Annotated in this window: 1 protein-coding gene (only partly in view); it reads right to left on the bottom strand. The window is 72.8% G+C overall.

What is annotated here, in order from left to right; genetic code table 11:
• Window positions 1-14,558 carry the 5' portion of a non-ribosomal peptide synthase/polyketide synthase gene (locus ACFYTQ_RS12135; protein WP_387359695.1) on the bottom strand. It extends 2,788 nt beyond the left edge of the window, so 14,558 of the gene's 17,346 nt are visible here — the first part of the coding sequence; it begins with the start codon at window positions 14,556-14,558; its stop codon lies off the left edge, out of view.

Genomic DNA, 14,558 nt, shown 5'->3' with positions numbered 1-14,558 from the left:
GGCGACCAGAACTCCCATACCGACAGATCGAAGGTGGCGGGCGTCTTCAGCAGGGCGCATTGGTCGCCGTCGAGGCCGAAACGCTCTCGCAGCCAGCGCAATTGGTTGGTCACGGCGGCGTGCGGCACCGCGACGCCCTTGGGGGTGCCGGTGGATCCGGAGGTGAAGATGACATACGCCGGGTTCTCCGGACGCAGGGGCGCGAGCCGGTCGGCGTCGGTCACCGGGAGCGGCGAGTGGTCCGACAGGTCCAGCCCGTCGAGGGTGTCGAGCACGCGGATCGGGGCGGCGGTGTCGAGGATGTGGCGGATGCGGTCGGCGGGGTGGTCGGGGTCGAGGGGCACGTAGGCGCCGCCCGCCTTGACCACCGCGTACATGGCGACGACGAGATCCGCCGAGCGGCGCAGGGTCAGCGCGACCGTGGTCTCCGGGTGCACCCCGGCGGCGATCAGATGGCGGGCGAGACGGTTTGCGCGGGCGTCGAATTCGGCGTAGGTGAGGGTGGCGCCGGTCTCGTCGACGAGGGCGACGGCGGCCGGGGTGGCCGCGGCCTGCCGGTCGAACAGTTCGGCCAGGGTCGCGGGCGGCAGCGGGTGATCGGTGTCGTTCCATCCGGCAAGCAGCTCGCGTTGCGCGCCGAGCAGATCCAAGTCGCCGATCGTGATACCCGGTTGGGCGGCAACGGTTTCCAGCACATCGCGCAGCTGGGTGAGCAGCCGGTGCGCGGTCGGCTCGGTGAACAGGTCGGTGGCCCAGCCGAGGGTGAGGTCCATGCCGGTCGGGTCGCCGGTGGCGGTGTAGTTGTCGACGGCGAACAGGTGCAGATCGAATTGCGCCGTGTCCGGGGCGGTTTCGATCGGCGCGACGGTGAGACCGGGCAGCCGGAGGTCCGCGCGCTCGTGGTTGTGGAACGACAAGCCCACCTGGACCAGCGGGTGCCGGGCGGTGGAGCGGTTCGGATTGAGCACCTCCACCAGGCGTTCGAAGGGGATGTCGGAGTGCGACAGGGCCGCGATGTCGGCGGCGCGGACCCGGGTGAGCAGATCGATGAACCGTTCGTCCTCGGCGACGGCGGTGCGCAGCACCACGGTATTGACGAACATGCCGATGACGTCGTCGAGCGCGGCGTCCCCGCGACCGTCGACCGGCGTGCCGACCGCGATGTCGCCGGTGCCGGACAGCCGGGCCAGCCAGGCGGCGAAGGCGGCATGCACCACCATGAACAGCGTGGCCCCGTGGGCGCGGGCCACCGCGACGAGCCGGGCGTGCAGGTCGGCGTCCACGGTGAGGTCCAGGGTGCGGCCGCGCAGGCTCCGCACGGCGGGCCGGGGCAGATCGGTGGGCAGCTCCAGCTGATCGGGCAGTCCCGCGAGGGTCTCGGTCCAGAAACCGAGCTGACGGGCGGCGAGGGACGCCGGATCCGGTTCGCTGCCCAGCAGTTCGCGCTGCCACAGCGCGTAGTCGGCGTAGTGCACCGGCAGCGGATCCCAGGCGGGCGCCGAGCCGTCGCGGCGGGCGGTGTAGGCGGTCATCAGGTCCCGGGTGAACGGCACGATCGAGGAGCCGTCGGCGCAGATGTGATGCAGCACCGCGGCGAGTACGTGGTCGTCGCCGCCGCATTCGAGCAGTTCGATGTGGACCGGAACGCGGGTGGTGACATCGAAGGTGGTCGCGGCGAGCTGTCGGAGGTGTTGTCCCAGAACGGCATTCGGGACGACCGTCGGGTGCAGGGTGGGCACGGCCGCGTCCGTCGGCAGCACGACCTGCGCCGGGCCGTCCGGGGTCTCCGGGTACACCGTGCGCAGGGTTTCGTGCCGTTCGACGACGTCCCGCACGGCCGCCCGCAGGGCCGCGAGGTCGAGGCGGCCGGTGAGGCGCAGGGCGAGGGGGATGTTGTAGGCGGTGGTAGCGCGGTCGAAGCGGTTGAGGAACCACATGCGCCGCTGGGCGGGCGAGAGCGGCACGTGGGCGGGCCGTTCCCGGGCGATCAGGGCGGGGCGCACGTCGGTGTCCGCGCGGAGGCGGGCCGCGAGGTCGGCCACCCGGGGCGCCTCGAAGACCGCGCGCACCGGCACCCGGGCGCCGAGGGCCGCGCCGAGGCGGGCGACGGCCTTGGCGGCCAGCAGGGAGCTGCCGCCGAGGGCGAAGAAGTCGTCGTCCGCGCCGACCGCCGCCGCGCGGCCGAGAACCTGGGCGTAGGCGTCGGCCACCAGCTGTTCGGTGACGGTGGCGGGGCGGCGGTAGGCGGCGGCCTCGAAGGTGGGGGCGGGCAGGGCGGCGCGGTCCAGTTTCCCGTTGCCGGTCAATGGGATTCGGTCGACCACGACCACCGCGTCGGGCACCATGTGCTCGGGCAGCCGCAGCGCGAGGCGGCGGCGCAGCGCGCGCGGATCGGTCGCGGCGGCGGCCACCACATAGCCGACGAGCCGGTCGGCGGTGTCGCCGGAGCGGACGACGACGGCCGCCTCCCGCACCTCGTCCTCGGCGAGCAGGGCGGCCTCGATCTCGCCGAGTTCGACGCGGAAGCCGCGCAGATTCACCTGCTGGTCGGCGCGGCCCAGATATTCGAGTTCGCCGTCGCGGGTCCAGCGGGCCAGGTCGCCGGACCGGTAGGCCGTCGCGCCGGTGTCGCCGTACGGGTCGGCGACGAAGCGGGCCGCGGTCAGGGCGGGCCGGTCGAGGTAGCCGCGGGCGAGCTGCGGGCCGGAGACGTAGATCTCGCCGGGCACGCCGACCGGAACCGGACGCAGCCGCGAATCCAGCAGGCGCACGGTCAGTCCCGGCAGCGGGCCGCCGATGACGCCCGAGGCGTCGGTCTCCGGCGCGATCGGGCGGTGCGAGACGTGCACCGTGGTCTCGGTGATGCCGTACATATTGATCAGTCGCGGGGTGTCGCCGTAGCGGGCCGACCAGTCGCGCAGCCGCCGCGGTTCGAGGGCCTCGCCGCCGAAGATCACGTAGCGCAGGGCGTGGTCGGCGGGCGGTTCGGCGAGGTCGGCGGCGGCCAATTGATGGAAGGCCGAGGGGGTCTGGTTGAGAACCGTCACACCCTCGGTGATCAGCAACTCCCGGAACTGCTGCGGCGAGCGGGCGGTGAAGTAGTCCACGACCACGACCGTCCCGCCGTGCAGGAGCGCGCCCCACAGCTCCCAGACCGAGAAGTCGAAGGCGTAGGAGTGGAACAGCGTCCACACATCCGACGGCCCGAAGTCGAACAGGCGACTCGTGTTGTCCAGCAAGGCAACGATATTCGCGTGCGGCACCAGCACACCCTTGGGGCGGCCGGTGGAGCCGGAGGTGTAGATGACGTAGGCGGGGTGTTCCGGCCGCAGAGGCATTTGCCGGTCGGCGTCGGTGATCGCCCCGGCCGGGACGTCCGGCTGGTCGACATCGATGATCGGGCCCGCGAACCGGTCCGCGGGCAGGGTCGCCCCGGCCCCCGTGACCGCGCACAGCGGGCGGGCGTCGGCGAGGACGTAGGCGATGCGATCGGCGGGGTAGGCCGGATCGACCGGCAGGTAGCCGCCGCCGGCCTTCAGCACGGCCAGCAGGGCCACCACGAGTTCGGCCGAACGCGGCAAGGCCACGGCCACCAGTGTTTCCGGGCCCACACCCGTCTCGATCAAGCGGCGCGCCAGCCGGTCGGAGCGGATGTCGAGATCGCGGTAGGTCAGGCTCGTTCCGCCCGCGCGGACCGCCACGGCCCCTGGGCGGACGGCTGCCACGACCGCGAATCTCTTTGTCAGCGTGTCTTTTTCGGCGACGCTCGGGGCCGTGGTGGCCCATTCGCGCAGGGCGCGGCGCTGCTCCTCGGCGCTGAGCAGTTGGATATCGCCGACCACGACGGTGGAGTCCGCGGCGACGGCGGCGAGAACCTGGGCGAAGCGGCGGGCCAGCACGGCGACCGTCTCGGCGTCGAAAACGTCGGTGGCGTAGGTGATCTCGATATCCATCCCGGCGGCCCGGCCGTCGCCGCCACGCGCCTCGGTGACCGTGAACTGGAGATCGAATTTCGCGCCGAGCGCGTCCATCGGTTCGGGGTGCACCGTGAGGCCGTCCAGCCGCACCGCCGGGATGGTGAAGTTCTGGAAGGTCAGCGCGACCTGGAACAGCGGATGCCGGTGCGCGGCGCGGGCGGGGGCGAGTTCCTCGACGATCCGATCGAACGGGACATCGGCGTGCGAGAGTGCCGAGATATCCTGGGCGCGAACCTTTCTCAGTAGGTCGTCGAAGCGTTCGCGCAAGTCGATCTCGCTGCGCAGCACCAGGGTGTTGACGAACATGCCGACCAGATCGTCCAGGGCGGCGTCACCGCGTCCGGCGACCGGTGTGCCGATGGTGATGTCGGACCCGCCCGACAATCGGGCCAGCAGCACCGCGAGCGCGGCGTGCACCGTGCTGAACAGGGTGGCGTCGTATTTGCGGGCCAGTTCGGCGAGTTCGCCGTGTAGATCGGAATCGATGCCCAGCCGGTGGGTGCCCGCCGCGTGCGACGGTTCGGCCGGGTGCGGGCGATCGGTGGGCAGGGCGAGCGCCTCCGGCGCACCGGCCAGCGCGTCGCGCCAGTAGGTGAGCTGGCGGTGCAGTTCGGAGCCGAAATCCTCGGCGGCGCCGAGCATTTCGGTCTGCCAGAGCGCGTAATCCGCGTACCGCACCGGCAGCTCCCGCCAGTGCGTCGGGTGTCCGCGCCGCCGGGCGTCGTAGGCGGTCACCAGATCCCGGGCCAGCGGGCCGAGGGAGAACCCGTCCGCCGCGATGTGGTGCAGCACCAGCACGAGGACGTGTTCGGTGGGCGCGAGCGGGACCAGCGCCGCGCGCAACGGGGTCTGCCGGGTGAGATCGAATCCGCGGCTCGCGAAAGTCGTTGTGGCGGAATCGGGGAGCTCCTCGAGGCGGATATCGGGGGCCACCACGACCTGTTCGGGGCCGTCCGGACCGTCGGGGTGGATCGTGCGCAGGGTCTCGTGCCGGGTGACCAGGTCGACCAGGGCCGCCGCCAGGGCCGCGCGGTCGAGGGGACCGGAGAGGCGGATGGCGAGCGGAATGCTGTCGACGGCCGCGGCCGGGCCGTCGGGGTGATCGGCCCGGTAGCGGTTGAGGAACCAGAGCCGGTGCTGGGCCGGGGCCAGCGGGACGCGGGCGGGGCGCGGGCGCGGGGTGAGGGCGGGCAGATGGTGGTGGCGGGCGGCGGCCTCGGCGCGCGCGGCCAGGGCCGTGACGGTGGGGGCGTCGAAGATCAGCCGGACGGGGAACCGGGCGCCCAGCAGCGCGCCGAGCCGGGCCACCACGCGCGCGGCCAGCAGGGAGTTGCCGCCGAGGGCGAAGAAATCGTCGTCGGCGCCGACCTTCTCCAGACCCAGCAGATCGGCGAAGGTCCCCGCCACGGCCTCCTCCACCGAGGTGGTGGGGGCGCGGAACTCGGTGGCCGCGAACACCGGTGCGGGCAGCGCCCTGCGGTCGAGCTTGCCGGAGGCGGTGAGCGGGAATTCGTCGAGGACCATGACGACGGCCGGGACCATGTACCCGGGCACGCGCTCGGTGAGCCGGGCACGGACGAGATCAACGTCCAGGGCCACGCCGGGGGCGGCCACGAGATAGGCGACCAAGGTTTCGTCGAGGTGGGCGACGACCGCCCCGGCGACGCCGTCGATCGCGGTGAGCGCGGCCTCGATCTCGCCGAGCTCTATCCGCAGCCCGCGCAGTTTCACCTGGAAGTCGGTGCGGCCCAGGTACTTCAGCTCGCCGTCGGCGGTCCAGGTGGCGAGGTCGCCCGTGCGATACATGCGCCCGCCCTCCGGTCCCGCGAAGGGGTCGGCGGTGAAGCGCTCGGCGGTCAGGTCCGGGCGCGCGACATAGCCGTGCGCCAGCTGGGCACCGGCGAGATACAGCTCGCCCGTCACCCCCGGCGGGACGGGACGTAACCGGTTGTCCAGCACATAGACCCGGGTATTGGCGACGGGACGGCCGATCGGCACCGACTCTGTGTCGGCGTCGGTGACCCGGTGATAGGTGACGTCGACCGCGGCCTCGGTCGGGCCGTACAGGTTGTGCAGCTCCGCCCCGGTCAGCTCGCGCAGGCGATGGGCGGGCCTGGGCGACAACGCCTCTCCCGAGGCGAACACCATCCGTAGCGAGACGCATTGCGCGGCCGCCTCTTCCGCGACGAACACCGCCAGCATGGACGGCACGAAGTGGGCGACCGTCACACCCTCGACGGCGATGAGGTCCGCGAGATAGGCCGGATCCCGATGCCCGCCGGGTTCTGCCACGACCAGGCGCGCGCCGATCTGCAAGGGCCAGAACAACTCCCACACCGACACGTCGAAGGTGGCCGGGGTCTTCTGCAACACCACATCGGCCGCGGTGAGCCCGTATTCCGCCTGCATCCACAGCAATCGGTTCACGATCGCCGACTGCGGCACCGCCACACCCTTGGGGCGACCGGTCGAGCCCGAGGTGAAGATGATGTACGCGGTGTCCGACGGCCGCGACGGACGCGGGCGGTCGGCGTCGGTCACCGGCGCGGTGTCGATGCCCGACAGGTCCGGCAGTTCGGTCAGTACGCACACCGGGCGCGCGGTGGCGAGCATGTCCTGGATCCGGGCGCGGGGATGATCCGGGTCCAACGGGACGTACGCCGCGCCGCTGAGCGTCACCCCGTAGACGGCCACCACCAGATCGAGCGAACGCGGCAGGGCCAGGGCGACACAGGTTCCCGGGCCCGCGCCCCGGTCGAGCAGATACCGGGCGAGGGCGTTGGCCCGATCGGACAGGGCGCGATAGGTGAGCGTCGTGCCCTCGAAGGTGAGCGCGGGCGCGTCGGGAGCGCGCCGCACCCGCTCGGCGAACAGTGCGGCCAACACTGTGTCCGACAGCGGGCGGGCAGTGTCGTTCCACGCGGTGAGCAGCCGGGAACGTTCGGCGTCGGTCAGCAGGTCCACCGCGCCGAGCGGGTCGTGCGGCCGGGCGGTGAGCTTGTCGACGGCGAGCGGCAAGCGGCGGGCGAAATCGGCGACGGTCGCGGGGTCGAACAGATCGGTCGCGTATTCGAGGGTGGCCGCCAGGCCGCCGTCGGGGCGCGGGGTGAGGATCGCGTGCAGGTCGAATTTGGCGGTGTCCGAGGCGATGTCGAGGCGCTCGGCGGCGAGGCCCGCGAGTTCGAGGGCGACGGGCGGCGCGTCGCGCAGGTCGAGCATGACCTGGAACAGCGGATGCCGCGCCCGCGAGCGGGGCGGGTTCAGGATCTCCACGAGGCGCTCGAAGGGCAGGTCGGCGTGGGCGAAGGCGCGCAGGTCGGTCTCCCGCACACTCGCCAGCAGGTCGGTGAACGAGCGCTCGGGTGCGACCTCGGTGCGCAGCACCAGGGTGTTGACGAACATGCCGACGAGATCGTCGAGTTCGGACGCGCCGCGTCCGGCGACCGGGGTGCCGATGGCGATGTCGGCGGTGGCGGCGAGCTTGGCCAGCACCGTCGCGAGCACCGCGTGCAGCGCCATGAACAGCGAGGCGTGCGCGTCCTGGGCGAGCGCGCGCAGCCGGTGCACGCGCCGCGCGTCGAGGACGAACTCGTGGCGCGCGCCCCGGCCGGAGGCGACCGCGGGGCGCGGCCGGTCCGCCGGGAGGGCGAGCACGTCGGGCAGCGCGTCGAGTTCGCTTGTCCAGTAGGCGATCTGGCGGGCCATGAGCGAGTCCGGATCGTCCTCGGCGCCGAGCACCGCCCGCTGCCACAGCGCGTAGTCGGCGTACTGGACGGGCAGTTCGGGCCAGCCGGGCGGGGTGCCGTCGACGCGGGCGGCGTAGGCGCACAGGAGGTCCCGGGTGAGCGGGCCGATGGACCAGCCGTCGGCGGCGATGTGATGGACGGCGACGATCAGGACGTGCGCGCCGGGCGCGGTGCGCAGCACCTCGATTCGGATCGGGGGCTGTTCGGCGACGGCGAACGGGGTCTCCGACAGGGTCCGAAGGTATTCCGGCACCGCGCTTTCCGGTACGTCCTGGGGGCGCGGATCGAGGGTCAGTTCGTCGGTGCGGAGGATCTCCTGGCGGGGCACGCCGTCGACGGCCGGGTAGCGGGTGCGCAGCGCCTCGTGCCGGTCCAGCACGTCGAGGACGGCCGCGCCGAGCGCTGCGGTGTCCAGCGGTCCGCGCAGCGCGATGGCGGCGATCAGATTGTGCACGGCGTCGGCGTCGAACTGGTTGAGGAACCACATGCGCTGCTGGGCGTACGACAACGGCACCACCGCGGGCCGCACGCCCGCGGCGGGGGCGGGCACCGCGCGCGCGACCTCCCCGCTCAGCCCCCGGGCCAGCGCGGCCACGGTCGGGTGTTCGAACAGCGCGCGCACCGGCACCTCCCGGGCGAGCAGCCCGCCCAGCCGACCCGAAATGCGGGTGGCGGCCAGGGAATTGCCGCCCAGGGCGAAGAAGTCGTCGTCGAGCCCGACCCGATCCACGCCGAGGACCTGGCGGAAGACGGCGGCGACGGTCCGCTCCGCGGGGGTGCGCGGCGGCCGGAACCGCACCGGCGCGAGCACCGGATCGGGCAGGGCCCTGCGGTCGAGTTTGCCGGACGCGGTCAGCGGCAGCGCGTCGAGCCGCTGGTACACCGTCGGCACCAGATACGACGGCAGCGTGGCCCGGAGCCGTTCGGCCACAACGGTTTCCGGGTCGGCCAGGTCGGTGACGAGGTAGGCGGCCAGCAGATCACCGGCGCGATGCGCGACGACGCGGACGGCCGCCGCGCGCACGCCCGGCACGGCCAGCAGCGCGGCCTCGATCTCGCCGAGTTCGACGCGCTGGCCGCGCACCTTGACCTGGAAGTCGCCGCGGCCCAGGTATTCCAGCGCGCCGTCGCGGCGGCGGCGCACCAGATCCCCGGTCCGGTACATGCGTTCCCCGCCGGGCGCGGCCACGAAGCGTTCGGCGGTCAGACCCGCGCGGCCCAGATAGCCGCGGGCCAGCTGGACGCCGGACAGGTACAGCTCGCCGGGCACGAGATCCGGCACCGGACGCAGCCGGGCGTCGAGGACGCGGGCCCGGGCCTCGCGCACCGGCGTGCCGATCGGGACCGGTCCCGAGAGCGCGCCGGTGACCGGGAAATACGTGGCGTGCACGGTGAATTCGGTGGGTCCGTAGAGATTGTGCACCCGCACGCGCTCCGGGAGGGCGGCGGCGACCTCACCGGTCAGCGCCTCCCCCGCCGCGAACACCAGCCGCAGCGAGCCGAGGCGCGCGGGATCGATCTCCTCGGCGAAGACCGCCAGTTGCGCGGGCACGAAGGAGGTCATGGTGACGCCGTGCTCGGCGATGAGGCGGGCCAGCTGGGCGGTGTCGCGGTGCGCGCCGGGGGCCGCCACCACCAGCCGGGCCCCGCGGCACAGCGGCGCGAAGATCTCCCACACCGAGACGTCGAAGGTGGTGGGCGTCTTGAACAGCACCACATCGGCGGGGGTGATGTCGTATTCGTCGGCGATCCACGAGATCTGATTGGCCAGCGAATCGTGCTGGATCGCAACGCCTTTGGGCTGCCCGGTGGATCCGGAGGTGAAGATCGCGTAGGCGAGCCCGGCGGGCCGCGGCGACGGCGTCCCGGCCGCGGGCGGCTCGCGGCGATCCAGGTCGCGCACGTCCTCGGCGGTGAGCACCCGGATCGGACGGGCCACCTCGACCGCGTGCCGCAGGCGGGCCTCGGGCTGGTCGGGATCGACCGGCACGTACGCGCCCCCGGCCGCGAGGACCGCGCAGGCGGCGACGACGAATTCCGCCGAGCGGCCGATGTTCAGCACGACCGTGGTCTCGGGGCCGACGCCGCGGGCACGCAGATGCCGGGCGAGCCGGTCGACCCGGGCGGCGGTGTCGGCGTAGGTGAGCCGGTGTTCGCCGTCGACGATGGCGAGGGCGTCGGGTGTGCGGCGCGCCTGCGCCCGGAACGCGTCCACCACGGATTCGTAGGGGTGCGGCGACCGCTCGCCCAGTCCGGCCGCCTCGATCCGCCGCTGCTCGGCCGCGTCCAGCAGGGGCAGATCGGCGACGGCCCGGCCGTCGTCGGCGAGGGCCGCGCTCAGCAGCCGCACGAATCCGCGCGCGAATCCGGCGACGGTCTCGGGCTCGAAAAGGTCGGTCGTGTAGGCGAATTCGGCGTCGATGCCGGTGGCGCGCTCGGTAATGGTGAGGTGCAGATCGAATTTGGTGACGCCGGTGTCGAGGGTCTCGGTGCGCACCGACAGGCCGGGGAGTTCGACGGCGGCGGCGTCGGCGCCCGCGAAGGACAGCATCACCTGGAACACCGGGTGCCGGGCCCGCGATCGGGTCGGTTCGAGGGCCTCCACCAGCTGTTCGAACGGCAGTTCGGCGTGCGCGAAGGCGGCCAGATCGGCATCCCGGACCTCGGCGAGCAGCGCGGCGAACGAGCGTTCCGCCGGGACCCGGGTGCGCAGGGCGAGGGTGTTGACGAACATGCCGATCAGGTCGTCCAGCGCGCGCTCGCCGCGACCCGATACCGGGGTGCCGATGACGATGTCGTCGGTGCCCGCCAGCCGGGCCAGCATCACCGCGAGGGCCGTGTGTACCAGCATGAACAGCGACACACCGTGATTCCGCGCGGCCGCCGCGGCGGCGTGGAACAGGTCGTCGGGAATCGCGAAGGCGTGCACCGCGCCGCGCCCGCTGGCGACCACCGGGCGCGGCCGATCGGCGGGCAGGTCCAGCTGTTCGGGCGCACCGGCCAGGGCCGCGGTCCAGTGGGCCAGCTGCGCGGCCGCGAGCGATTCCGGATCGGCCGGATCGCCGAGCCGATCCCGCAACCACAGCGTGTAATCGGCGTATTGCACCGGCAGCGGCGGCCAGTCGGGCGCGTGTCCGGCGCGACGGGCGGTGTAGGCGAACGCCACCTCCCGGGCCAGCACGGGCAGCGACAGGCCGTCCGCGGCGATGTGGTGCAGCACGACGGCGAGCGCGCAGTCCGTCTCGGTGACGCGAAACAGTCTGGCGCGCAAGGGAATCTCGTGTTCGAGGTCGAAGCCGCGGGCCGCGAACCGGCGCAGTTCGGCGTCGAGCTCGGCCGCGTCGACGGGCTCGATCGCGGGCGCGGTGAAGGCGGCCGGCCGCTGTTCGGCCGAACCGTCGGCGCGGGTGGGGAATACGGTGCGCAGCACCTCGTGCCGCTCCGCCACATCGGCCAGCGCCGCGCGCAGGGCGTCGAGGTCGGCGGCGCCGGACAGCCGCACCACGAACGGCATGTTGTACGCCGCGCCCGCACGTTCGAGGCGATTGAGGAACCAGATCCGCTGCTGCGCGGGCGAGAGCGGCAGCACCTCCGGGCGCGGACGCGTCCGCAGCGGGCGGGTCGCGGCGGAGTCCTCGTCGAGAAACGCGGTGTCGACGGCCGCGGCGAGGGCCGCGACCGTGGGCGCGGCGAACACCTCGCGCACCCCGAGCCGCGCCCCGAGGTCGGCGTTGAGCCGGGCCGCGAGCCGCGTCGCCACCAGCGAATTGCCGCCGAGGGCGAAGAAGTCGTCGTCCGCGCCGACCGTGTCCCGGCCCAGCACCTCCGCGAAGACCCGGGCGATCGCGCGTTCGGTCGCCGTCTCCGGGTCGCGGCGGGACTGGGCGCGGGTGGGGGCGGGCAGCGCGGCGCGGTCGAGCTTGCCGGAGGAGTTCACCGGCAGCGCGTCCAGCACGACGAAGGCCGCGGGGATCATGTAGGCGGGCAGGCGGCGGGCCACCGCGGCCCGCAGGATCAGCGGATCGATTGTGCCGGAGGCGGATTCGACGGCATAGGCCACCAGCTGTTCGCCCAGGCCGGTGTCGTCGCGCACGACCACCACGGCCCGCGCGACCGCGTCCACCGTCGTGAGTACGGCCTCGATCTCCCCCGGCTCGATCCGCTGCCCGCGCAGCTTCACCTGGAAGTCGGTGCGGCCCAGATACTCCAGCTCACCCGACGCCGTCCAGCGCACCAGATCGCCGGTGCGGTACATGCGGGAGGCGCCACCCGAGTCACGTACCCCGAAGGGGTCGGCCACGAAACGGCCCGCGGTGAGATCCGGTCTGCCGACGTAGCCCCGGGCGAGCTGAACCCCCGACAGATACAGCTCACCCGGGACCCCGACCGGCACCGGCCGCAACCGTGAATCCAGCACGTACAGCCGGGTGTTGAACACCGGGGCGCCGATCGGCACCCCGGTCGAGTCCGCCGCGGTCACCTCGTGGGCGGTCACGTCGACCGCGGCCTCGGTGGGACCGTACAGGTTGTGCAGCCGGGCCCGCGTCGCGGCCAGCAGCCGCCGCGCGGTCGACGCGGGCAGCGCCTCCCCGGAACAGAAGACCAGCCGCAGCGACCGCAACGCGGTCACCTCCGCCTCGGCGAGGAAGACCTCGAGCATGGACGGCACGAAATGGATTGCGGTGACACCGTATTCGGCGATGGTCCGGCACAGGTAGGCGGGGTCGCGATGGCCGTCCGGCAGTGCGGGCACCAGCGTCGCGCCGGTCTGCAAGGGCCAGCAGAACTCCCACACCGACACGTCGAAGGTGGCCGGGGTCTTCTGCAACACGACATCGCCGGGACCCAGCCGATAGGTGCGCTGCATCCACACCAGCCGGTTGACGATCGCGGCGTGGGTGACCGCGACGCCCTTGGGTCGCCCGGTCGAACCGGAGGTGAAGATCACGTAGGCCGGATGGTCCGGGCGCAGCGGCGCGGTGCGCTCCCGATCCCACACCGGACCCGCGGGCAGCTCCGACAGGTCGAGGCGGTCGAGTTCCACCCGGGGGACGGGCGATTCGGGGAAACCGCCGGAGGTGGTGAGCACGCAGACCGGCTCGGCCGTGGCCAGGACGTAGGCGGTGCGGTCGGCGGGATGGTCCGGATCGAGCGGGACGTAGGCCGCCCCGGCGGCGAGCACGGCGTGCACCGCCACCACCAGCTCCGGGGAGCGGTCCAGATGCAGCGCCACCCGCGACTCCGGGCCCACGCCCAGCGAGATGAGATGGCGCGCAAGGCGATTCACCCGCGCGGCCAGGTCGGCGTAGGTGTGGTCGGGGGCGTCGGCGAACCGCAGCGCCACCGCGTCCGGGGTCCGGGCGACCTGCGCCTCGAACATCGACACCAGCGTGGCGCGGGCGCCGCCCGCCGCCAGCTCGCGGATGTCGACGGCGGTGTCGTTCCAGATCCGCAGGGTCACCTCGCGTTCCAGCTCCGTGGTCACCTCGACCGAGGTCACCGGCTGTTCGAGGGCGAGATCGAGCAGCCGATCCAGGAACCCGACGAAACGGGCGTGCTGACGGGCGAGAGCGTCGGCGTCGTAGAGATTCGGATTGGCCTCGAGATCGAGGTGCACATGGTCGCTGTCGCCGTAGTAGACGTTCAAGCTCAGATCCTCGACCGGGCCGGTGGACAGCACGTGATAGCGACCGACGGTGTCGCCCAACGCCAGATCGCTCCGGAACAGCATGAGATTGGCCAGCGGCCCGAACAGCGCGCGGCCCGCGCCGCCGTCCAGACCCAGATCGCGGCGGATGTCCTCGTGCCGATACCGCTGATGCCGCAGGGCCCCGGCCACTTCCACCCGGACCGCGCGCAACAGCGCACCCCAGCTCCCCGTCCCGGGCAGTCGCAGCGGCACGATATTGGACAGCATCCCCGCCGAGCGGCGCGCGACCGCGGTGGTGCGGGCGGTGACCGGAAGGCTGAGCACGGCCTCGTCGCGGTCGGTGATCCGGGCCAGGTACGCGGCGAAGGCGGCGAGCAGGACGACGGCCGGGGTCGAATCCTGTTCCGCGGCGCGCGCGTTCAGACGTTCGACGACCCGGCCGGGTAGTCGGCGGCCGAAGACGAGATTGCCCGCCGCGCGCGGGGCATTGCGGCCGTCGAGGGTGGTCGGCTCCAATCCGGCCACGCGCTCGGCCCAGTAGTCGCGGTCCGCGGCGAAGCGGGTGCTGTCGCGATAGGACAGCTCCCGCTCGACCAGGTCCGAGAGCTCGCCCGCGGTGTTCGGCCCGGGATCGGTCCCGCGCAGCCGCGCGGTGTACCGCTCGGCGACCCGGCGGGTGTTGGTGAGCGCCCCGTACCCGTCGAGCACCAGGTGATGGACGCGCAGATACCAGAAGTAGCGGTGGTCGGCGACGCGCAGCAGGGCCCCCGCGAACAGGCGGTCGACGGTGAGATCGATCGGGGCGGTGTAGTCCGCGCGCATCCACGCCCGCGCGGCCGCGACCGGATCGGCCTCGGCCCGCAGATCGATCAGCGGAATCTCGACCGGCAGGCCGGGATCCACGCACAGCCACGGCTCCCCGTCCGAAACCACCACGCGCGCCACGGTGGAACCGAACTCGCGCGCGGCCGCCACCGAAACCTCTTGCAGCACCGCCGCGTCGACCTCGCCGCGCACGTCCACGTACTGGGCGATATTGATCGGCGTCGCCGGGTCGAGCTGCTGGGCGTACCAGACGCCGAGCTGCGCCGGGGCCAGCGGGACCATCTGCACCAGAGCCTCCTCGAAATCCACGAATCGACCTGTGGCCGAACGTTTTTCGGGCAGCACGAACCAAGCGGCCAC

It is taken from the genome of Nocardia sp. NPDC004068, from assembly GCF_042874315.1.
Taxonomy (GTDB): Bacteria; Actinomycetota; Actinomycetes; order Mycobacteriales; family Mycobacteriaceae; genus Nocardia.
This window is presented reverse-complemented; position numbering and strand designations above follow the sequence as displayed.